This window comes from Streptomyces sp. NPDC002588 (assembly GCF_040295925.1).
Lineage (GTDB): Bacteria > Actinomycetota > Actinomycetes > Streptomycetales > Streptomycetaceae > Streptomyces.
The window spans coordinates 12,988-33,710 of record NZ_JBEOWF010000033.1 but is presented as its reverse complement, the minus strand read 5'-3'; the positions used below and the strand labels follow the sequence as shown (position 1 = coordinate 33,710).

The window sequence follows — 20,723 nt, the reverse complement described above, 5'->3', positions numbered from 1 at the left end:
CCCGCGCCAAGCCGCAGACCATATCACCAGGTCAGCGGCATGACGCAGCCGCGAAAGCCGAGGAAAGTCCCGGGTGTCGGAAGGATCCGAACCCTGGAGCTGACAAAGCAATGCCCACCGCCACCGACCTGTCCCTGTGGGACGACTTCGAGGTCCCCGCGCAAGCCCGACGCGGCCAGATAACCCTGAGCCTGCACGACCACCTCGCCACCTACGTCCCCAAGCGCCCAGCGGCTTACCTGCGCATCTCCTCCGACCGATTCGGTCTGGAGGCCGGCGTGGACCGCCAGCAGGAGGACACCAACGACACTCGCAAGCGACTGCGGTGGCCGGAGTTCGTCAAGGTCTACAAGGAGAACGACACTTCCGCGTTCAAGAAGCGCAAGGTAGTCAAGGAAGACGGCACCATCGACTGGGTCGTGCTCCGCCCCAAGTTCCGCCAGCTGCTGGCCGACCTCGCCAGCGGCGAAATCGACGGCGTGATCTTCTACGATCTCGACCGCCTGGTACGTCGCCCCCGTGATCTCGAAGACCTGATCGACATCGTGGAGTACGTCAAGCGGCCGGTCCTCGGCGCGACCGGCGGCCACATGAACCTCATCAACGACAGTGACCGGCACATGGCCCGCATCATGTGCGTGATGGCGCTCAAGTCCTCCGAGGACACATCACGCCGCGTCGCCCGCATGCACCTGTCCTGCGCCCAGGACGGCAAGATCCAGGGCCGCATAGCCTATGGATGGGTCCGCACCGGAGCGGAGAAGGGCACCCTCAAGCCGGAAGAGGCCAAACTCGTCGAGCAGATCTTCAACGACTGTTTGACGGGCGAGACCGCCTACGGGATCGCCACCAAGCTCAACCGACAGGGCATTGCCTCCCCCGCCGGCACGCGGTGGTCCAGCACCATGGTCAACAAGCTACTCCGCAACCCGCGTTACTGCGGCATGGTCTCCTACGGCGGACAGCACCGCATCGACCCAACCGTGGACTGGGACGGCTGGTCCCGTGTCCTCTTCGACGACACGGGACGGCCGCTGCTCGGTACTTGGGAGACGATAATTACACCCAAGGACTGGTCACAGGTGCAGTTCGAGCTTCAGTTGCGTCGGCAGAAGAGGGGGCTCGCTCCCGGCCAGAAGCGCCCTCCAGTGGCGGCGAAGTACCTGCTCTCCGGAATCTTCCGCTGCGGGAAGTGCGGACGCGGAATGGTCGGTGCCTGGCCGGGAGGCAAAGCCAATCCCGCACGACGCGAGTACCGCTGCCCACCCTCTGCCTCCGGCGGCTGCAACGGCACCTCCATTGTGGCCGATGCCGCAGAGCGGGCTGTGGTCCAAGGGATGGAGACATTCCTTCTCACGCTTTTCGAGGCCACCAGCCCGGACCAGGAGGGAGACCCCACCCGCCTTGCTGCCCTACGCGCCAAATTGGAGGAGGAGATCCAGCGCAAGCGCAAGCTCATCACTCGGTGGACTGAGGGAAGTCTTTCCGAGGTCGGGCTGGAGGAGGACGACTACCTGCTGATGCTGGCCGGTGTGAACAGCAGGATCGGCGGCATGCGAGCGGAGATCACCACGGCGGAGGGCGGGGGGCCACGAACGATCCCACGTGACAAACTACTCCAAGGCTGGCGTGACGGCACCGTCCAGCAGCGCCGTACTCTGCTGAAGCGCTACCTCCACCACATAACGGTGCTGGCCCCCGTCCGGGATCTACCTGACGGCGTGTCCGCCGTCCAAGCTCGTCTTAACCCGCAGTGGAAAACCAAGGAGGAGATCGCGGCTTGAAACGGGGCATGCGCCTCCGAGCGAGCGGGCCCGTGCGCGATCTCTCTGAGCTCATCGCCCCATCAGCTGGAGTACCTGCCGGAGCCGAGCAAGCTCTGCCTCGTCCAGACTCGGGGCGCCGGCGAGGAAGCGCTCGCCCCATGCAGAGGCAATGCCGCCCGCCATCACCGACTCAATGGTAGCCAGGTCCTCAATCTCCTCATCAGAAGAGCTCAAGTGGGCTTCGCACTCACTGACAAGACGGAACTCATGGACCATCGCGGAACTCCGCTCAGAGCTCTGCCCTCGTGCGCTACCTGCCTCCGCCGACTTCGAGAAGCAGCCGAGGGCAATCTTCGGCTGAGTCAGAGTCGGGCAGAATCATCGATTTGCACCTGCCGCCGTGACGTGGTAAGTCGTTAGCAGGTCCCGGACCCAGCATTCGCGGGCAGCCCCAAGAATGCCGCTTCCGCCAAGCGGAGTCGACGCCGGTCGGGCTGACCTACGCGAGTTTCGCCCCCCAACGCATCAAAACGAGGGACTCCTGACAAGACCTCAAGCGCTGCCCTTGGCTTCGCCCATCGGAAAACGAGCCCCCAGAGGGCAGTCGCCACCTGAGGTCGACGCTGGGGTGAGCGGGGTCGAGACGGAACCGGTGGCAGAAGTCGTAGAACTTCGTCTTGACCGACGAGTCCATCTTGTAGAGCTCGTTCTCGGCCTTCTGGTAGCGGCTCAGGCGTGCAGTCATCGTGCGGCACCTTGTGCTTCGGTGTCGGGAGTCGAGGAGCACGGTCAGCAGAGCGTCAAGATCGGCGAGCCATTCGTCGGCCGAGCGGATGGTGAACCCGGCATCGCGGTAGGCGCTCCAGGTCTTGTCGCTCTCCTCGTCCTCCTGGTCGTACGGCTCGGCCATGACGGCGATCCGCGGGGTGCCGTGGCCCCAGACGAAGTCGGTGAGCCAGCCGCGTTCGCCGAGTTCGTAGCCGTAAGCGGGCCCTCTTGCCGCCGTCGGCCAACACGTGGGCGAGGCGGGTGAGCGGGGCGTCGGGTTCGTCCTCGTCGAGGTATTCGAGGATCTCCCGGTCCCACGGCAGATCCCGCACGGCTGCTTCGAGAGGAGTCTCGTTGGAGGCTCCGTGCACAAGCGGAAGATCCCGCTTGCCGCGGCACAGGCCACACACTCTCGCCTCCCGGCCACGTGCCGTCCCGGCCCGCGGCGGGCACGGTAGGCCGGAACGGCACGGATCACCGCTTTCAGCCGCCGACTGAGGACTGGGCCGCGGCCCTGATGGGCGGGGTGGCGTCGGCGGGGCGGAGGTAACCGTCGGCCGCGGCCCGGCTCGTGCTCGCGACCCAGCGGGCGACGAACTGAGCGTGCGTGGGATACAACTCGGCGAGTTCCGCGGTGCTGAAGGGCACCATTGCCGAAGATGAAGCAGAAGGGCGAGCCCGTCTGTCCAAGGCCGGAGAAGGTCGCCACCGGGACGTCCATGGACGGGGTGCGGATGCCGCCCTTGACGTTGCCGTGGGCATCGAGCACGAACGCCGGGGCAGGGCCTGTGGTGAGCGCGAGCCTGGATGCAGGGGCGGGCGCCACTCCTGTCGTTGCCCAGGGCAGGCCCAGGCGCCAACTGCCCTTCGGAAGGAAAGCTTTCAGTATCTCGGCGGCACGCGGGACGGCGGTCATGGTTCCTGGAGTACCAGCGTCGCGATGCCTACAGGATCACCGGCATCGTCCAGTGCGTCGATGACCAGCGCGGGCGCCTCCGCCAAGAGACGGACCTCGTGGACGAAGTCTGCCGGTATCGCGCCACCGGCTCGTGAGGTGAGTCCCAACTGCCGTCCCAAAGATGTCAGTACCTCGTCGATACCTCGCTGCCGGGCGTGAACGGCCGCCAAGTTCTCGTTTGGGGAGGGACCGCCTTCCGGGTCTAGTGCCTCGAGTCGGCCACTGACTTGCGGCAGCGCTGCGCACAGCACCGGATGGGCGGCGCAGACGATCGCCCCGAGTAACGCCGACTTGCCCGATCCGGGATCATCAGTCACCACACAGATACCGCCGTCCGCGGCAGAGTCCAGCCAGGGTGCGAGCTGCCGTAACTGATGGCGGCGGCCGACGAAGTACGTACCGACCCGGTCGATGAAGTGCCCCGCGTCGCGACCTTCGTCGACATGCGCCTCCAAGTCGTCCGCGAAGGCCCGCAAGGAGGTGTCCACTGCTCAATCACATGCCGTCGCGGATCCTTGTCGCATTCCGGATTGGTGAAAGGGGAGGTCCAGTTCGACAATGGCCGGGTCCAATGGAGTGGCGTGCACTTCCTGCTCGTATCCGGGCATGGAGCGGACGGCTTCTCCGATGTGGTGGGCGAAGAGGGAGAAACTCACGTGGGGTAGCGCGGGGGTTGGTGCCGAGGCCGTCACGAGAAAGCCAGTCGAGGACCTGGACGACCGCCTTGCTGAATCTGCCGTCGTACGAGGCGGCATCGCCGGAACTGTTAAACGGCGGCAGGCCCACGGAGCGGGGAAGGATGCTTCCCGGACCAGCAGCAACGGACGCGGGAAAGGCTAATACTGCAACGGTGTCTACCGTGACTGCTGACCAGCTCGGTCGTTGGTGTGGTTATGGGTGGGGACCTTGCTGATGTCAGGTTGTGGGCGGGTGAACTGGCCGCTCTGCATGGGCAGTTCGTGCACCGTTTCAATAGGTCGGAGCCAAGAGCATCGGCTCTGGCCTACATGCGGGGACTGATTGCTCCGCTTGAACGCAAGAACGGCTGGACGCTGGCTGAGGAGGCCGGGCATGACGGCCCGGACCGTATCCAGCGGATGCTGAACCGGATCGAGTGGGACGCCGACGAGGTCCTGGACGACGTCCGCGAGTACATCGTGGAACACCTCGGCGACCGGGATGCCGTGCTGATCGTCGACGACACCGGCTTCTTGAAGAAGGGCGTCCGGTCCGCCGGGGTGCAAAGGCAGTACTCCGGCACCGCCGGACGCACCGAGAACTGCCAGATCGGCGGTGCGACGCGAGGTCGCACGCTGTGAGTGGTTACGTAGAGAGGAGGTCGGCATGATGCCGATGACGTAACCCGGGCCAGTGTCCAAGGCCCGTCCCCTCCCCGACGTGCGTCGCTGGTAACGGCGGGGTGCGAAGCTCGGGGAAGAAGCCCAAGGACTCCCGTTCCATCCGGGGGTCACAGGCAAGAGGAAGACCGGACGGGTGAAGCTCACTGAACCCTCAACGATGCTCCGTGATGGCAAGCCTCGCAGATGGGTAGCAACAGCGGGGTGCAGGGCTGGCCGCTGAGAAGCGGCGGGTGCCGGTCGAAGACACCGAGTCGGCCGGGAGGACACCACCGCCCCGGGGTAATGAGGGCGCACACCCCGGTCGCATCTCACACGTGTGGAACGCGACAACCCCGTTGGGGTCCAGACCTGTTGGTCTGGTCAGCCGACCGCAAGGGAGGCCCAGCTCCCCAGTGGGTGCAGGACGGCCCAGGAAGCCAATGCCGGCCGCCGAAAGGCAACAGGAAACCGGAACATGCATCGGCACCTCCGCCGAGTCCCGCATAACTGGCCGGATACGGGTGCATGCCCGGACCCGAAAGGGTGCTGACGTGGGCCGGGTGAGCCTGTGAAGAACGCTGTCGGACAGGAACCGGAACCGAAGGGCAAGTTAGGCACCGTGACGGTCATACCCGCTGCCGATCCGGCCGCGACCAGCACCGGCCCGGTGAACGGACCGGAGGACGCTCCACCCGACTGGGAGGCCATCGACTGGCAGGCCCAGGAGGAGCCAGTACGGCGACTGCGGCAGAGAATCTTCACGGCATCGCAGGCAGGGGACCTGAAAAAGGTCCGCAACTTGCAGAAACTGATGCTCCGCTCCCGCGCTAACCTCGATTCTTCAGCGGGGTTCGGTCGCTGACGGGTTCGGCGGTTCGCCCGTAATGTCCTCCGCCGTTGGAGGACGGGCCGTCGCGTGACGCCGCGGGGTGCGCCGGGTTCCACGGGCCCGGGGACTGCTGGTCCTCCTCCTTCCTGGTCTTCGTCGGGGCGGGTGCCGGCGGTCAGGTGGCGGTCGGAAGGCGAGTGAGCCTCATCCAGCTGGTGGTGAACGCCGATGCCCAGGGCCAGGTCCGCTCGATGCGCAGGTAGCGTCGGCGGGCGTGGCGGGCCAGGCGGGCGGGCAGGTGATAGAGGCGGAAGCGCATGGTGTCCGGCTCGGCATCCGCCAGGTCTTCGCTGTCGTGCAGGGTCAGCAGACGCAGCCAGGCGTCGAGATCGGCCGCGAGATTCGCGGCGAGCATCCAGCCCGTGTTGATCTGCCAGGACTGGGAGGGCAGGTTGTGCAGGCCCATGGCCTTGCCGGTGCGGATACGGTCTTCGACCTCGGCGTGGTCGCGGTGCAGGGCGTCGAGGAACTGGATCTGGTGAGAGCCGGCGATGCCCCACATGTGCCGGATGTTCGTCACCGTGACCGAGTAGCGCCAGCCGGTCTTCTGCTCGAAGGCGGTCAGCTTCTTCAGCTGCCGCCGTGACGGGCGAACCCGGCGGACGATCAGCCGCATCCCGTCCGGCCAGCCGTCCCGGGTGTTCACGCCGGTCAGCTCCGCGATCTGGTAACCCTCTTGAAGTTCGCCGCGCTGCGTCAGCGAGGTCTCCCATGAGCTCTCGGGAAGCTGGGCGATCGCGGCCTCGTCCTCGGGCGTGATCTTCCAGCCGACTGTGTAGCGGACCGTGCGCCGTGTGGTGTTCAACGCTTCGAGGTGCTGAAGCAGGCCGTGTGTGGCCCCCGCGCCGTCGACCCGGATCAGCAGCTTGGACTGCGAGGAGCGGGGGATCTGCTGAAGGCAGGCGGCCAGTACGTGCAGGTGGTCCTCGACGGTGTTTGCCCCCGCGTTGCCCGGGCGCAGTTCCATCGCCAGGCTCTCGCCGGTGTTCGCGCACCAGCCGGCCAGCGGATGGAACCCGAACGTGCCCTTGAAGGTGCCCGCCGCTCCTTCCTTCCTGGACGCGCTCGTGATGACCGTGGCGTCCAGGTCCACGACGATCCAGCCCTTCAAGCGCCGTCCGGCGACGGTGAGATGGGGAAAGCCCCCCGGCCTCAGGCGCAGCAGCGTCCACACGTGGCGGCGTACCCGCCGACGCACCTTCGCGATCTCGTGCAGCGTCGGCTCGTCGAGCCCCGCCAGCACCCGGCGCATGGTCGAGTCCGAGACGGCAGGCCCGAACAAGCCCTGATGGTGCAGCTGGAGTTGCTCGGCCTCCAGCACACTCCGTGCCCCGAGCGCGATCGCGACCGCCAACTGGACGAGCGCGGCGGCCCGCTCCCGCCAGCCGCTCGCCGTACTCGACGGCAGCACGCCCGCCAGGCCCCGCGTGAGCCCGACCCGGTCCGCGAGCTTCCGCAGCAGCACCGCTCCCGCATGCCCGACCAGCCCCTTACCGTCGGCCGACACAGACAGCCCACGACCCCACCCTGTACGCTCGACCACCAGAAAGGTGTCCTGACTCCTGCACCGGATACGAACTCGACACTCGCATCCTGGCAGGTCAGCGGCACCTTTCTGCTGTCAGGGCGTCAGCCCGCCCAATTCCGCTGAATAGCCGGGGCTAACACGCTGCTCAGCGTGCGGCGGGTCACGGAGATCAACGCAGGACGCCAGACGGCCGGGATCGACGGTCAGGTTGTCCTGACCGCCTCGGGCAAGGCGGAACTGGCCCACCGGGTCCAGCACCGGATCAGCCCAGGCACGGCCCGGCCCGTCAAAAGGGTGTACATCCCCAAGTCAGGCGGCAGGAGACGCCCGCTCGGCATTCCCGTGATCCTGGACCGGGTGGAGCAAGCCCGGGTCTCCCAGGCACTGGAACCAGAGTGGGAAGCGCGGTTCGAGCCGAAGTCGTACGGCTTCCGGCCCGGCCGCGGCTGTCAGGATGCGATCGCGGCGATCTACTGGACGGCCAAGGGCAGCAGAGCCCGCCGCCAGTGGGTACTGGACGCGGACCTGGCAGCGGCGTTCGACCGAATCGACCATGACCACCTTCTCCAGCAACTCGGTACGTTCCCCGCACGGGAACAGGTCGAGCAGTGGCTGCGAGCGGGTGTGGTCGACGAAGGCCGGTTCACACCGACCGAGGAGGGGACTCCACAAGGCGGCGTGATCAGCCCGGTGCTCTTGAATATCGCTCTGCACGGGATGGAGACGGCTGCGGAAGTCCAGTACCGGCAGACCGGCCGCCGTGCCGGTGACACCATGCCGGGCTCCCCGCTGCTGGTGAGATACGCCGACGATCTTGTCGCCCTGTGCCATTCACGGGAGCAGGCCGAACAGGTCAAAGCGAGGCTTGCCGAGTGGCTGAAGCCGAGAGGGCTGGTCTTCAACGAGGACAAGACGCGCGTCGTCCACCTCGAAGAGGGCTGTGACTTCCTGGGCTTCACCATCCGCCGCTATCACGGCAAGCTGCTGATCAAACCGAGCCGCGAGGCCGTCAGACGGATCCGGAACAGGCTGCGCACCGAAGTGCGGTCCCTTCGCGGGGCCAATGTTGCTGCGGTGCTGCAACGGCTGAACCCGATCATCCGGGGTTGGTCGGCCTACTACCGGAGCGTGGTCGCCAGCGAGGTCTTCACCGCGCTGGACGACTACATGTGGAAGCTCACCTACAAGTGGGCGACCCGCGCTCACCCGAACAAGCCCCGGCACTGGGTCACCGCCCGGTACTACGGCACGTTCAACAAGTCCCGGCAGGACCAGTGGGTGTTCGGTGACCGTGACAGCGGCGCTTACCTGCTGAAATTCGCCTGGACGAAGATCGTCCGACACCAGATGGTCCTCGGCTCGGCGTCCCCGGACGACCCTGCCCTGGCCACCTACTGGGCCGAACGGCGCCGCACCAGCCCGCCACCGCCGATCGACCGCGCCACCCTGCGTCTGCTCCAGGCGCAGAAGGGGCAATGTCTGATCTGCCGGTGCCCGCTGCTGCACGCCGATGACCCGCCGTCCAGCCCCACCGAGTGGGAACAGCGGCTGCGGGACACCCGCCAGGCGATCACCGCGAGGAAGATCACCTACCGTGGGATCGACACGTCGGACGGGGTGCAGCTCCGTCTCATCCACGCGGCCTGCCGCACTGCACGCCTGTGAGTCTTCAGGGCTTGCTTGAGCCGAGCTGCGGGGAAAGCCCGCACGGCCGGTTCTGAGGGGGGACCGTCGCAGCAATGCGACGGTCCTACCCGACTGTTCCTCGCCTACGCGACCGGCCGCGGGCGCGCGCTGATCGACCGCCGCCTGTATCTGCCCACGTCATGGACGGATGACCGGGAGCGCTGCCGACGGGCGGGCGTCGACGACACGGTCGGTTTCGAAACGAAGGTGGCCATGGCCAAGGCGATGGTCCGCCGCGCCATCGCCGAGAAGGTCCCGTTCAGGTGGGTGACGGCGGACGCTGCCTACGGCTTCAGCAAGGGCTGGAGGTTCGAACTGGAACAGGCCGACGTCTTCCACGTCATGGCCACCACCCGGCACGACACCGTCGTCACCCGCTGGTCCATCGACCACCCCGTCCACGACCTGTTCCCCGGCCTGCCACGGCAGAAGTGGAAGCGCCGTTCCTGCGGTGAAGGAGCCCACGGCCGGCGCATCTACGACTGGGCCCGTGTTGAGGTGAGGCCCTGGCACCGCGAGGACCGCCGACACTGGGTGATCGCCCGCCGCAGCGTCAGCCGGCCCGAGGAGGTCTCCTACTACATCGCCTACTGCCCGGCCGGCACCACACTGGACGAGCTCATCCGCATCGCCGGAAGCCGGTGGGCGGTCGAGGAATGCTTCCAGAGCGCGAAGCAGGAATGCGGCCTGGACGACTACCAGGTCCGCCGCTACCCCGGCTGGCACCGCCACATGACCCTCGCCATGGCAGCTCACGCATGCTTGACCGTCCTGCGGGCGCGGGAGCTGGACACGGAGAAAGCAGAAACGGATCCTCCCAGCTCATCCACCTCAGCCTCGCCGAGATCAGACGCCTGATCACCCGCCTCACCGACCGCCGACCTACCCCGGCCGACCACATCCTGCACAGGTCAACCTGGCGCCGCCGACGCCAACACCAAGCACGCATCAGCCACTACAAACGACGCGGACACAGCCCCTGAAAACTGCCCAGCACTCAGAACAAGCACCGTTGCAGTACTAAGACGTCATCTCATTTGGCGAGTCTGCGGTAGCAGATGAGGGTGCAGGCGATGCTGGTGAAGGCGAGGAAGTGGTCGGCTTTGCGTTCGTAGCGGCGGTGGAGTCGGCGGCATCCGGCGAGCCAGGCCATGGTGCGTTCGATGGTCCAACGGTGGCGGCCGAGTCGTTGCGAGGTCTCGATGCCTTGCGGGCGATGCGGTGCCGGATGCCTCGGCCGGACAACCATCGCCGCAGGTGGTTGTAGTCGTAGCCCTTGTCGGCGTGGAGCTTGTGGGGTCTGCGTCGCCGGCGTCCCCGGCGGGAGCGGATCGGAGGTATGCCCTTCACCAGTGGGATCAGTGCCTGGCTATCGTGCGTGTTGGCGCCCGAGATCCCGATGGACAGGGGCAGGCCGGTTCGTTCCGTGATCAAGTGGATCTTTGACCCGTACTTGCCTCGGTCTACAGGATTCGGGCCTGTCAGCTCCCCCTTTTCAAGGCCCGCATGTTGACCGAGTCGATCGCGCACCGGGACCAGTCCAGCTCGCCGCGGGATCCCAGTTCGTCAAGGACCAGGCGGTGGAGTTTGGCCCATACCCGGGCCTTCGTCCACTCGGTGAATCGTCGGTGGGCCGTCGCACCGGACGGCCCGAACGAGGTGGCCGGCAACTGCTGCCACGTGCAGCCCGAGGTCGCCACGAAGACGATGGCGGCCAGCACTTCGCGGTCGCCGTGCCGGCGCCGGCCACCGCCCTGAGGCCGCGACGGCGCCTCCGGCACCACCCGCTGGAACAGCTCCCACAACTCGTCCGGCACCAGCCGCTCAACGATCCCTGCCACGACCGGCAGCTTACTCAACCATATGAGATTACGTCTAAAGAGGTTGAAGCCGAGATCTGCGAACTGCGTCGCCGGCATCCCCGGTGGGGTGCCCGCCGGATCTCCCACGAACTGGCCGCCCGCGGGTTGGAGTCGGCGCCTTCGCGGGCCACGGTCTGTCGTGTGCTGTCCCGCAACGGCCTGGTCCGCACCCAGGAACAGCAACATCCGCGCAAGTACCGCCGGTCGTAGCGCGAAGCGCCCATGCGGTCCGGCAATGCCTTGCGTCCGGGATACCGGAACCTGCGCGCACGCTGCGGCAGTAGCAGCTCCAGGTGGTCCCACAGCTCATCCGACACGATCCACGGCGACGTTCCCACATCGGACCGATCGCTCAACTCCCGCCCCGGACAAGGCCACCAGGACCGATCCACCTCTTTGTGTCAGCCGTGTAAAGGGGGAGGAACTCTTCCCTCCCTTTCCGACGAGAGACATGCAAGCCTCGTCAATCATGCGGTCGTCGACGCGCTTCGTCGTACTGACGACTTCGGCTTTCATCTCGCAGTTCCACACAGGGAGGGATACCCGTTGAGTCAGGATCTCCGACGTAGAGGGTTTCTGGGAATCGCGGGCGCGGGCGTCGTCGGCGCAGCGCTCGGGGCCGGGGCCTTCGCCCCCACTGACGCGCTGGCAAGTCCCCACAGTGACGCCGGCACCCGGCCGGTCGTCGTCGGCACGCGCTCGGGCAAGGTGCGCGGCGTCGAGCGCAGCGACGGCGTGCTGGTCTGGAAGGGCATGCCCTACGCGGCTCCACCGACCGGAGTGCGGCGTTACGCCCCACCGCAGCCGGTGGCGTCGTGGAACGGGGTGCGGGATGCCTCCGCGTACGGCTCTGCCGCACCGCAGGTGCCGCTGCTGCCCGGTCTGCCGGAGACCCCGAACCAGAGCGAGGACTGTCTGTACCTCAACGTCTGGTCCCCGTCGACCAAGGGGAAGCGGCCGGTGATCGTGTGGATCCACGGCGGTGGGTTCCTCGCCGGGACGGGCAACGACCCGACCTTCGACGGTGGGAACTACGCCCAGCGCGACTGCGTCGTCGTCACGTTCAACTACCGCCTGGGCGCCTTCGGCAGCCTCTACCAGCCGGACCGCTACGGTTCGGGGAACCTGCGGCTGCTGGACCAGATGGCCGCGCTGCGCTGGGTCCGTGAGAACATCGTCGCCTTCGGCGGTGACCCGTGCGCCGTCACGGTCATGGGTGAATCGGCGGGCGCCATGTCCATTGGCGCGCTACTCGGCACGCCGCGGGCGCGGGGGCTCTTCCACCGCGCCATCATCCAGAGTGGCGGCCCGCGCCCCGTCCACACCGCCGATTTCGCCGCCCCGACCCGGGAAGCGGTCATGCGCTCCCTCGGGATCACGGACACCTCGCGCCTGACGACGGTGTCGACCGCGGAACTGCTCGACGCCTCGGTGCAGGCCGCGAACGACCCGCAACTGCTGGAGCCGTACGGCCACGTCATCGACGGCCAGGTGCTGCCGCAGCACCCGCTGGGAGCCGTGGGCGGCGACGTCGACCTGCTGATCGGCACCTGCAACATGGAGGCCGAGCCATTCATGGGCTCGCCCGTCTTCTCCACCCGCTTCGAGACCCTGGCCCGCCAGGCGACCGGCGAGCACTGGGACCGTCTCCAGAAGGTCTACGACGACACCGCCCTGCCCGGGCACGTCACCCTCAACGACATCCTCAGTGGCTGGTTCGTCGTGATGCCCTCGGTATGGCTGGCCGAATTCGCCCACCGGGCCGGCGCCAAGGTGTGGCAGTACACCTTCGACTACGCGCAGGCCGGTCCCTTCGGCCCCACACACGGCAGCGACGTCCAGTACACCTTCGGCAACTGGGGCCAGGGCGACTTCACCGGCGCCGCACCCGCCGACCTCCCCACCGCCGAGGCCCTGTCCGCGAAGATGGTGGACTCCTTCGCCTCGTTCGCCAAGCACGGAACTCCTGCGACCCGGGCGCTGCCGCACTGGCCGGCCTTCACCCCTCGCGACCGGGCCTGCCTGTCGTTCGACGTCGAGCCGCGCCTGGTGCGCGACCGGCTCGCCGACGCGCGGCGCGAGGCGTGGGACGGGGTCGATCCCTTCGCCGTCTGCTGATACCGATGTTGCCTGGGAGCCGCCGTCCGTTGCGTGACGGCGGCTCCCACGCCGTTATCGGGCGACGTAGCCGCCGTCGACGGAGAGGGCGACGCCTACGACGAAACCCGCTCCCGGGCTGCACAGCCACAGGACCGCCTGGGCGATCTCCTCGGCCGTACCGAGACGATTGATGGGCTGGTTGGCCTCCGCCTCGGCGAGGTCGAGTTCGCCCTTGGTGATCATGTCGCGGACCATCGGGGTGTCGATGGTGCCGGGGCAGACGGCATTGATCCGGATGCCGCGCGGGGCATATTCCAGGGCCGCGCTGGTGGTCAGGCCGATCACGCCGTGCTTGGAGGCGTGGTAGGAGGCGCGGCCGGGCAGGCCCACCAGGCCGCCGAGTGAGGAGCAGTTGACGATGGCGCCGCTGCCCTGAGCACGCATGTGCCGCAGCTCGTGTTTCATGCAGGCCCACACGCCGCGCAGGTTGATGGCGTTCACGCGGTCGAAGCGTTCGGCGGGTTCGTCGGCGGCGTCGCTGGGCGGGATCTGGATGCCGGCATTGTTGTAGGCCATGTCCAAGCGCCCGAAGGCCTCGACGGTCCGGTCGACCGCCGCCGCCACCTGGTCCTCGTCGCTGACGTCGCAGGTGAAGGCGAGGGCTCGGTGGCCGGCGTCGGTGAGTTCCTTGACCGCTGCATTGAGGGCGGCTTCGTCGATGTCGGTGAGGGCGACAGCGGCCCCCGATTCGGCAAAGGCGCGGGCGGTCGCCAGGCCCATCCCCGAGCCGGCGCCGGTGACGAGGGCGACCTGGCCGGTGAAGTCGTAGGTGGGGTTCACGTGCATTTCTCCCGATGAGAGTGCGCTGGGTCAGGAAGCTGCTTCGATGGTGACCTTGGAGGCGATGGCGAGGCGTCCGGTGTCGCCGCGCACGCTGCCAAGGATGATCAGGCCGGCGTCGCTCGAGCCGCTGCCGCGGTAGAAGAGGGCCAGATTGCCCCAGGGCGCGTAGTACGCCAGGTCACCGGGCTTGGCTTCGGCGGCGTCCGGGGCGCCGGAGGTGGACAGCCGACGGGGCAGGTCAGCGATCTTCTCCGTCCCGTGGAAGTCGCCCAGGTTCAGCGTGAGCGGGAGCAGGGCGGCGAAGTCGCGGGCCGTGGCGCTGTCGTTCAAGGTGGCGTCGACCCGGTGGCCGTCGATGGTGAGCCGGAGGTTCATGGTGGTGTCCTTGTCATCGGACGGTGAGGCTGGTGTCGTGGCCGCCGGCGTTCGCTGTGACGCGAACGCGGTGGTGGAGGGCGCGGAAGACGGGGACGGGGTTCCCTCATCGGTACAGGCGGTCATCGCAAGCAGTACGGCGGTCGGGACGGCGCGGGCAAGGCTGGAACGGGTGGTCAGGCTCACGGCATCCTCCGGGGCGTCAGTCGGGCAGGGGCTCGGCGTAGTGGCGGAAGCCGTCCCGCTTTTCGTGGATGTCGTACAGGCGGTGGGCCAGCACCTCAGGGCTGCTGTGCTCGGCGTCGGGCCGGATGGCGCCGGGGATGATCAGCTGGGCGGTGTGGATGTTCTCCGGGGCGAGGGCGTCGTGGAGCATGTGGGCGTAGGCGCTCTCGGCGGCGAAGGCGACCGAGGTGCCGGCGACCTTGGGGTTGGGGCGTACGGCGCTGCCGCCGTTGACGAACAGCAGGGTGCCGCGGCCGAGTTCGCGCATGCCGGGCAGGACGGCGGTCACCGCGGTGACCGGGCCCTTGACGGAGAAGGCGAGGGGCGCGTCGAGGTCGTCGGCGGTCGTCTCCAGGACCGGCTTCATGAAATCGGCGCGAGGCACGGGGCTGTACTGCAGGATCTCGATGGGCCCCAGGGCGGCTGCCGCCGCGTACAGGGCCGCGTCCAGTGACTCGATGTCGAGGACGTCGCCGGTGAAGCCCTTTGCCTGGATGCCGTCGCGGGCCAGCTCGGCGGTCAGTCCGTCCAGCTTCTCGGCGTTGCGGGAGATGAGGGCGACGGTGTGTCCGGCGGTTCCGAAGCGGCGGGCGGTGGCGAGCCCGAGGCCGGGGCCGGCGCCGACGAGGGCGAAGGTCGTCATGGTGAGTCCTTGTGGGTGGAGGGGCTTGACTCGGCTTGGGGGACCTTGCCGGCACGGCGCTCGGGATTGCCGCACCAGCTGCTCTTTGTCGAGCCTCACACGTCGAGGCAAGGGCGAAAAGCGGAGAAGGACATCCGGGGAGGTAGTCATCCTGGGTCAAAACTCTCCCTCCTTCCTCAGGTGGCATCGATGTCATGCTGAACGGCATGACCGGCAATGTTCCCCTCAACGAGCTGGGAGAATTCCTCAAGAAGCGCCGCGCCGAGCTGAGCCCGCGCACTGTCGGCCTGCCCGACAACGGCGGCCCCCGCCGGGTCGCCGGGCTGCGCCGCGAAGAGGTCGCCCAGCTCGCCAGCATCAGTACCGACTACTACACACGCCTCGAACAGGGCCGTATACAGGCGTCCGCGCCTGTGCTGGATACACTCGCACGGGTGCTCCATCTCGACGATGACGAACGCGGCTATCTCTTCCAGCTCGCTGGCAAGACCACCACCCGCGCCCGCACCCGGGGCCGACAGAGGGTCCAGCCGCAGTTGCAACGCGTGCTGGACGATCTCACCGCCACCCCGGCCATCGTGCAGGGCCGGCGCGGGGACATCCTGGCCTGGAACGCGCTGGCGGCCGCACTGGTAACCGACTTCTCCCAGATCCCGGAGAAGCACCGCAACTACCCGCGGATCATCTTCACGGATCCGGCGATGCGCACCCTGTACGCGGACTGGGAGACCTCCGCGCGGCTCGCCGTGGCGCAGCTGCGGATGGAAGCCGCGCAGTATCCCGAGGACCCTCGCCTCATCGAGCTGGTCGGTGAACTGTCCCTGCGCGACAAGCAGTTCGCCCAGTGGTGGGGCGACCACCGGGTCGCGGCCCGCACTGTGGGCACGAAGACCCTCAACCACCCGGTGGTCGGCGAACTCATCCTGGACTGGGACACCCTGACCGCCAACACCGACCCCGACCAGCACCTCACCGTCTGGACGGCCGCACCCGGCTCCCCCACCCACGAGCGGTTGCTCATCCTGGCCTCCTGGGCCGCCGACCAGAAGTTGTCGGCCTCTCCCCCCCTGGCCTGACCACACGGAGGCCGTGCCTGTCGGACGGCAAACGGACCGGACGACTTATGGATACGGGCAGACAAATCCCTTTCATTCCGGTTTTCACCTTTCTTTGTGGAATCTGTGCAAGTGTTACGCAATCATCCCATCAGGTCTCCATGAAGGGTGTTTTGTCGGGATGACGTATATGACCGCCGGATCGGCGAATCTGCCCGCGGCGTTCACGAGTTTCGTCGGCCGGCGGCATGAGCGCGCAGAGATCCGCCGTCTGCTGGGCGCGGAGCGGCTGCTGACGCTCACCGGCGTGGGCGGCGTGGGCAAGACGCGACTCGCGCTGGCAGCGGCCGCCGAGTTCGTGAAGGCCTTCCCGGACGGGGTGTGGCTGGTGGACCTGGCCCCCGACGAACGGTTCCTCGGCGGTAGCGGCCGCCGTGGCGGGAGCACTGCGGATGCCGGATCTCGGCTCACCGGCCCGTCATCGACCAGCTCACCACCTACCTGGCACGGCAGCGGACACTGCTGACACTGGACAACTGCGAGCACCTGATCGACGCCTGTGCCCAACTGGCCCAGACGCTTCTGGCGGCCGCACCGGAGCTGCACATCCTGGCGACGAGTCGTCACACGCTCGGCGTGACCGGCTAGCATGTCCTGGCCGTTCAGCCGCTGCCGCCGGACGAGGCGGCCGAGCTGCTGCGGGATCGGGCCACAGCTGTGCGCCCGGGGTTCGCTGTCGGCCCGGCGAACAGCTCTGAAGTCCTCCGGCTCTGCGCCGACCTGGACGGACTGCCGCTGGCGATCGAGCTGGCCGCGTCCCGGCTGCGGAGCTTCACCGTCGCACAGTTGGCTGACCGACTCGAGGACCGGTTCGCGCTGCTGACCGGGGGCAGCCGGACCGCACCGCGCCACCAGCGGACCCTGCGCGGAATGATCGAGTGGAGCTACGAGCTGTGCTGCCCGACGGAGCAGCTGCTGTGGAGCCGACTGTCGGTCTTCGCGGGCGGGTTCACCCTGGAGGCGGCCGAGGCGGTCTGCACCGGCGAGGGCATCGCCCGGCGCGAGGTTGCGGATCTGCTCGACCGGCTGGTCGCCCAGTCCGTCGTCCTGACCTGTGAGGTGGAGTTCCAGCCGCGCTATCGGCTGCTGGAACTCGTCCGGCACTACGGTCGGGAACGGCTCAGGGACTCCGGGGCAGAGCACCATCTACGAGCGCGGCATCAGGACTTCTTCCTGGGCGTGGCCGAGCGCGCCAACCGGGGCTGGTACGGTCCCGGCCAGGTGGAGAGCCTGGCAATGTTCCGTGCCGACCACACCAATCTGCTGGCCGCGCTTGAATATGACGCCGATCCTCGGACCCGGCTCCGGCTGATATCGGCACTGAACTTCCACTGGTGCGTGGGAGGTTTTCTCAGTGAGGGGCGCCGCCGCTTCGAGCAGGCACTGGCGGCCGGCCCCGAGCCCACGTCCGAGCGTGCCTGGGCGCTGCTCGCCGCAACCTGGGTGGCACAGAACCAGGGCGACCTCACGCTGGCCGACCGCTGGCTGGACGAGGCGGAGCAACTGGGCGAGGCGCTGGACGACCCGGCGGTTCGGGCCATGGCATCCGGGTTTCGCGGGGTTTCGGCACACTACCGGGGACGGCCGGAGGAGGGCATCGGCCGCTACGAGGAGGCCCTGGAGGTGATGACGGCGCTCGGCGACGAGCGCGAGGCGACCTCGTGGCTGCTCGCTCTGGCCTGTGGGCAGGCTTACGCCGGTGATCCCCGCGCACCCCTCACCAGCCACCGGCTGATCGCCTCCAGTGAAGCGAGCGGCGAGCGATGGGGCCGTGGGCAGGTGCTCATGGCTCTGGGGCACGGCGCCTGGGACCGGGGCGACCGAGAGGCGGCCGAGGCGCCGGCCAGGTCCGCGCTGGAGTGCATGCGTGGCTTCAATGACTACGCGATGGTCGCGCGGATGCTGGAACTGCTCGCCTGGGCCACCGTCGCCGGCGGCGCACCCGCCCGGGCGGCCGGACTGCTGGGCTCGGCGGACGCGCTGTGGCGCGATGCCGGCACCTCGATCGCCGCGTTCGGCCCGCAGATGGCCGGACATCATGTGCGCTGCGAGGAGGCAGCGATCGAGGCCTTGGGCCATACGGCCTACGCCGTGGCGTTCACGGAGGGCGGCCTGCATGGTGGCCCCGGCCGAGCCGTCGACTTCGCCCTCGCCGCCGAGGAGAGCTCCGGCGCAGACACGGTCGCCGCAGTCGGTGGCGGCGCCCTCACTGTCAGCAACGCCGACGCCGATTGCCCGCTGTCCCGCCGGGAGCGGCAGGTCGCGTCGCTGGTGGCCAAGGGGTTGAGCAACCGCCAGATCGCCGCCGAGCTGGTGCTGTCACCGCGTCCGGCCGACCGCCATGTCGAGAACATCCTCGGCAAACTCGGTTTCCGGTCACGAGCGTTGGTCGCGGCCTGGTGGGCGGAGAAACAGGCTTCGGCATCGTAGGAGTCGCACGGGAGGGCCCGGAAAGTCCGGACCCCTCCCGCTCTGGTCGTCACGGCTTGTGCGGTGCGGTCACTCCGAGTGGAAGACCGGGCCCCAGCCGTCGGTGCCGGCCAGGTACTTCGCGGCGGTGTCGTCGGCGGCCTCCGAGTCGGACATCTGCGGGGCGTTCGCGCCCACGCCCGCCCCGGGGCCCGTGTTCTGGTACTCCTTGAACCGGGCCTGCGTCCAGGAATAGTCGGTGGCCATGTCGGTCCACGGGTGCACGGCGGTAATGCCGGAGTTGATTGTGGTGTTGCGGATCACCGCCTGGGGGGAGGCGTCTTCAGTGTTGTGCCAGGGCCGGCCCAGGTACATCGTGTTGGCCGGCGACCCCGTTGGTGTAGATCGTGCTGTGGGTGATGAGGATGCCGTACTTCTTGCTCTGGTCGGTGTTCGGAGCCAGCACCGTGCCGCCGACCCAGTTGCGCATGGCGATGTTGCAGCCGTCGAACACCGCGGTCGCGTTGCCGAAGATGAAGTCGATGTTCCCCTCGATGTAACTGCCGACGAAGTACTGCCGGTTTTCGGCGGTGGGGACGGGTGACTTCGCGAGGACGGTGTCCTGGCTGCTGATGGCGCGGTCCTGGGTGTACGTCTGCCGGTCGCCCTCGGCGGCCAGCGCGACGGCCTGCGTCTCGTACGGACTGATCTCCGGGTGGGTCTTGGGATCGAAGGTGTTCTGGATGGTGAGGTTGGCGACGGTGACGTCGTGGGCCTTGATGGTGACCACGGCGCTGCCCTCGGTGCCGTAGGGCGTGCCGTCAGGCTTGAGCATTCCGTGCGCCCGGTCGCCGGTGATGACGACGTCGGCGGCGTTGCCGGTGGCGCCCCGGAGCATCAGGTAGGGCTTGCTCGCAGGAACGGTGATCATCTCGTTGTACCTGCCCGGCTCGATGGAGATCGTGTACGCGCCCCCGTCCGTGGGCAGCGCGTCGATCGCGCCCTGCACGGTGTCGTAGTCGCCCGAGCCGTCGGAAGCGACCACCAGAGTGTCGCTGTTCGCGCGGTGCCGCCTGCTCGAGTACCCGGGGTAGCCGTTGGCGACCATCATGATGCGGGCGTAGTCGCGGGCGAGGTTGAACGAGAGTTCGACGATGTCACCGAAGCCGTTGCGGAACCAGCCCGTCAGCGGGATGGGCGTCTGGTCGCTGCCCGCGAGCTGCACCTGCCGGAGCCGCTCGCTGAGCTGGCCCCAGTCGGTCTCCTGCTCGACGAGATGCGGGTCGAGCCTCGTCTCCACGGCGTACGAGTCGGTGCCCGTGGAGCTGAACCCCTGCTGGGCGATCGTGTCCTGGATGCCGCGGAACCTGGCGGCCTCTGAGACGAACTGGGCGAAGTCCACCAGCGCCGCGGCCATCGCCACGTCGTTGGTGGACTTCCACAGGCTCATGGCATGGGCCTCGGTCTGGATCCTGCTGAACACCATGGTCGTACGGTCTACACCGCCCTCGCGTTCGAGGGTGCCGTAGTCCGACCCCGAGACCAGTTGCAGTGCGTCGCCGACTTGGTCGCCCGGTATCCGGGCTTCCGACGACGGACCGATATAGCGGTACAGGCCGGTGCTGTCGTACCAGCCGACCAGGTACAGGTCGCTCGTGCGGAACCGCAGACGGAGCTCGTGCCCGTCCTCGGTATCGATGACGGCCTCGGTGGAACCGACGGCGTTGGGGTTGGTGTGGTCGATCAGGTCGGTGGTGCCCTCGACCGTGTTGTCGACGTCCTGGGCCTCGAAGTCGACGTTCTCGCGGAGCTGGGCGAGGAACGACAGGTAGTTCGGCCTGGTGGCGCCGTTCTCCGTATCGAGCCGCAGGATGGGTGTTCCGGGCGCCGCCATGGCGGGCTGGGCGGCGACCAGGGCACCGCCCAGGGCTCCGGCCAGGAGGGCGGCGGACGTCACCACGGCGACGAGGGCCAGAACCCATCTGGGTCTGCTGAGGGCGGGGTCCTGGAGAGTGGTGGTCATCGGACCCCCTACATGTCATGGGCAGCCATGGGACTCTTTGCTTTCCTTCGGCGTTCCGAGGGGGAGCCGCTCTCGCAGGAGAGAGCGCTTTCTCCGTAGAACGTGGAGTGGGTAGGAACGCAAAGAATTTCGTGATCATGCGCGAGTCGGCATGCGCGTTACTACCCGTCTCACTACCCAGGACATGCGCACG

Annotated in this window: 16 protein-coding genes and 5 pseudogenes; 9 read left to right on the top strand and 12 right to left on the bottom strand. The window is 67.9% G+C overall.

Features of this window, described 5'->3' with window-relative positions:
* The first annotated feature begins 110 nt into the window (after positions 1-110).
* Entirely contained in the window at positions 111-1,784 is a 1,674-nt protein-coding gene (locus ABT057_RS32120) for a recombinase family protein (RefSeq protein ID WP_352347154.1), read from the top strand.
* A gap of 51 nt (positions 1,785-1,835) precedes the next feature.
* On the opposite strand, the gene ABT057_RS32115 is transcribed toward ABT057_RS32120, so the two are convergent.
* The 4 genes and pseudogenes from ABT057_RS32115 to ABT057_RS32100 all read right to left on the bottom strand — a co-directional run bounded on the left by ABT057_RS32115 (position 1,836) and on the right by ABT057_RS32100 (position 3,980).
* Positions 1,836-2,042: a hypothetical protein gene (locus ABT057_RS32115; RefSeq protein WP_352347153.1), complete on the bottom strand. Its 207-nt coding sequence runs from the start codon at positions 2,040-2,042 to the stop codon at positions 1,836-1,838.
* A 223-nt stretch (positions 2,043-2,265) separates the two neighbouring features.
* Complete coding sequence (locus tag ABT057_RS32110; protein ID WP_352347220.1) at positions 2,266-2,676, bottom strand: hypothetical protein; 411 nt, start codon at positions 2,674-2,676, stop codon at positions 2,266-2,268.
* Between the two features lie 341 nt (positions 2,677-3,017).
* Positions 3,018-3,450 (bottom strand): annotated as a pseudogene (locus ABT057_RS32105) (alpha/beta hydrolase domain-containing protein).
* Positions 3,447-3,980, bottom strand: a complete 534-nt coding sequence (locus ABT057_RS32100) for a P-loop NTPase family protein (protein WP_352347152.1) — start codon at positions 3,978-3,980, stop codon at positions 3,447-3,449. The pseudogene ABT057_RS32105 and the gene ABT057_RS32100 overlap by 4 nt, the downstream one beginning before the upstream one ends.
* A 405-nt stretch (positions 3,981-4,385) precedes the next feature.
* Between ABT057_RS32100 and ABT057_RS32095 the strand changes: the two are divergent.
* Together ABT057_RS32095 and ABT057_RS32090 are read left to right on the top strand one after the other, a co-directional pair.
* Positions 4,386-4,784: pseudogene (locus tag ABT057_RS32095) on the top strand (IS701 family transposase); the annotation flags it as partial.
* Between the two features lie 616 nt (positions 4,785-5,400).
* A complete protein-coding gene (locus tag ABT057_RS32090) occupies positions 5,401-5,694 on the top strand; it encodes a reverse transcriptase N-terminal domain-containing protein (RefSeq protein ID WP_352347151.1) in 294 nt (97 codons plus the stop codon).
* Positions 5,695-5,836: 142 nt separating this feature from the next.
* Here ABT057_RS32090 and ABT057_RS32085 read toward each other — a convergent pair whose 3' ends face one another.
* Positions 5,837-7,228: an IS1380 family transposase gene (locus ABT057_RS32085; RefSeq protein ID WP_352347150.1), complete on the bottom strand. Its 1,392-nt coding sequence runs from the start codon at positions 7,226-7,228 to the stop codon at positions 5,837-5,839.
* A 144-nt stretch (positions 7,229-7,372) separates the two neighbouring features.
* Between ABT057_RS32085 and ltrA the strand changes: the two genes are divergently transcribed.
* Together ltrA and ABT057_RS32075 are read left to right on the top strand one after the other, a co-directional pair.
* A complete protein-coding gene (gene ltrA, locus ABT057_RS32080) occupies positions 7,373-8,914 on the top strand; it encodes a group II intron reverse transcriptase/maturase (RefSeq protein WP_502974004.1) in 1,542 nt (513 codons plus the stop codon).
* Positions 8,915-9,007: 93 nt separating this feature from the next.
* A pseudogene (locus ABT057_RS32075) lies at positions 9,008-9,793 on the top strand (IS701 family transposase); the annotation flags it as partial.
* A 175-nt stretch (positions 9,794-9,968) separates the two neighbouring features.
* On the opposite strand, the pseudogene ABT057_RS32070 reads toward ABT057_RS32075, so the two are convergent.
* Together ABT057_RS32070 and ABT057_RS32060 are read right to left on the bottom strand one after the other, a co-directional pair.
* A pseudogene (locus ABT057_RS32070) lies at positions 9,969-10,767 on the bottom strand (IS5 family transposase).
* Positions 10,768-11,021: 254 nt separating this feature from the next.
* Positions 11,022-11,135: pseudogene (locus tag ABT057_RS32060) on the bottom strand (IS5/IS1182 family transposase); the annotation flags it as partial.
* A 208-nt stretch (positions 11,136-11,343) separates the two neighbouring features.
* Here ABT057_RS32060 and ABT057_RS32055 point away from each other — a divergent pair.
* The gene (locus tag ABT057_RS32055) at positions 11,344-12,915 is read left to right on the top strand and encodes a carboxylesterase/lipase family protein (RefSeq protein ID WP_352347149.1); all 1,572 of its coding nucleotides are present in this window, start codon (positions 11,344-11,346) and stop codon (positions 12,913-12,915) included.
* A gap of 54 nt (positions 12,916-12,969) precedes the next feature.
* Here ABT057_RS32055 and ABT057_RS32050 read toward each other — a convergent pair whose 3' ends face one another.
* The 3 genes from ABT057_RS32050 to ABT057_RS32040 all read right to left on the bottom strand — a co-directional run bounded on the left by ABT057_RS32050 (position 12,970) and on the right by ABT057_RS32040 (position 14,983).
* Positions 12,970-13,737, bottom strand: a complete 768-nt coding sequence (locus ABT057_RS32050; RefSeq protein WP_352347148.1) for an SDR family NAD(P)-dependent oxidoreductase — start codon at positions 13,735-13,737, stop codon at positions 12,970-12,972.
* 30 nt (positions 13,738-13,767) lie between these two features.
* Positions 13,768-14,115 (bottom strand): cyclophilin-like fold protein, encoded by a 348-nt coding sequence (locus ABT057_RS32045; RefSeq protein WP_352347147.1) that lies wholly within the window; start codon positions 14,113-14,115, stop codon positions 13,768-13,770.
* A gap of 202 nt (positions 14,116-14,317) precedes the next feature.
* Positions 14,318-14,983, bottom strand: coding sequence for an SDR family NAD(P)-dependent oxidoreductase (locus ABT057_RS32040; RefSeq protein WP_352347146.1), 666 nt, complete (start codon positions 14,981-14,983; stop codon positions 14,318-14,320).
* Between the two features lie 194 nt (positions 14,984-15,177).
* Here ABT057_RS32040 and ABT057_RS32035 point away from each other — a divergent pair, with 194 nt between their 5' ends.
* From ABT057_RS32035 to ABT057_RS32025, 3 genes are all read left to right on the top strand, one after another.
* Complete coding sequence (locus ABT057_RS32035) at positions 15,178-16,059, top strand: helix-turn-helix transcriptional regulator (RefSeq protein WP_352347145.1); 882 nt, start codon at positions 15,178-15,180, stop codon at positions 16,057-16,059.
* A 160-nt stretch (positions 16,060-16,219) separates the two neighbouring features.
* On the top strand, positions 16,220-16,564 hold the full coding sequence (locus ABT057_RS32030; RefSeq protein WP_352347144.1) for a hypothetical protein: 345 nt from the start codon (positions 16,220-16,222) through the stop codon (positions 16,562-16,564).
* Positions 16,565-16,755: 191 nt separating this feature from the next.
* Positions 16,756-18,528: an ATP-binding protein gene (locus ABT057_RS32025; RefSeq protein ID WP_352347143.1), complete on the top strand. Its 1,773-nt coding sequence runs from the start codon at positions 16,756-16,758 to the stop codon at positions 18,526-18,528.
* Positions 18,529-18,597: 69 nt separating this feature from the next.
* Here ABT057_RS32025 and ABT057_RS32020 read toward each other — a convergent pair whose 3' ends face one another.
* The gene (locus ABT057_RS32020; RefSeq protein ID WP_352347142.1) at positions 18,598-18,774 is read right to left on the bottom strand and encodes a hypothetical protein; all 177 of its coding nucleotides are present in this window, start codon (positions 18,772-18,774) and stop codon (positions 18,598-18,600) included.
* Positions 18,775-18,850: 76 nt separating this feature from the next.
* Complete coding sequence (locus tag ABT057_RS32015) at positions 18,851-20,530, bottom strand: pectinesterase family protein (protein ID WP_352347141.1); 1,680 nt, start codon at positions 20,528-20,530, stop codon at positions 18,851-18,853.
* Positions 20,531-20,723: the final 193 nt, after the last annotated feature.

What these genes read in the sequence shown, in the direction of transcription:
- ABT057_RS32120 (WP_352347154.1), top strand. Translation starts at nt 111, where the DNA reads ATGCCCACCGCCACCGACCTGTCCCTGTGGGACGACTTCGAGGTCCCC.
- ABT057_RS32115 (WP_352347153.1), bottom strand. Translation starts at nt 2,042, where the DNA reads ATGGTCCATGAGTTCCGTCTTGTCAGTGAGTGCGAAGCCCACTTGAGC.
- ABT057_RS32110 (WP_352347220.1), bottom strand. Translation starts at nt 2,676, where the DNA reads ATGGCCGAGCCGTACGACCAGGAGGACGAGGAGAGCGACAAGACCTGG.
- ABT057_RS32045 (WP_352347147.1), bottom strand. Translation starts at nt 14,115, where the DNA reads ATGAACCTCCGGCTCACCATCGACGGCCACCGGGTCGACGCCACCTTG.
- ABT057_RS32040 (WP_352347146.1), bottom strand. Translation starts at nt 14,983, where the DNA reads ATGACGACCTTCGCCCTCGTCGGCGCCGGCCCCGGCCTCGGGCTCGCC.
- ABT057_RS32035 (WP_352347145.1), top strand. Translation starts at nt 15,178, where the DNA reads ATGCTGAACGGCATGACCGGCAATGTTCCCCTCAACGAGCTGGGAGAA.
- ABT057_RS32030 (WP_352347144.1), top strand. Translation starts at nt 16,220, where the DNA reads ATGACGTATATGACCGCCGGATCGGCGAATCTGCCCGCGGCGTTCACG.
- ABT057_RS32020 (WP_352347142.1), bottom strand. Translation starts at nt 18,774, where the DNA reads ATGGCCACCGACTATTCCTGGACGCAGGCCCGGTTCAAGGAGTACCAG.
- ABT057_RS32015 (WP_352347141.1), bottom strand. Translation starts at nt 20,530, where the DNA reads ATGACCACCACTCTCCAGGACCCCGCCCTCAGCAGACCCAGATGGGTT.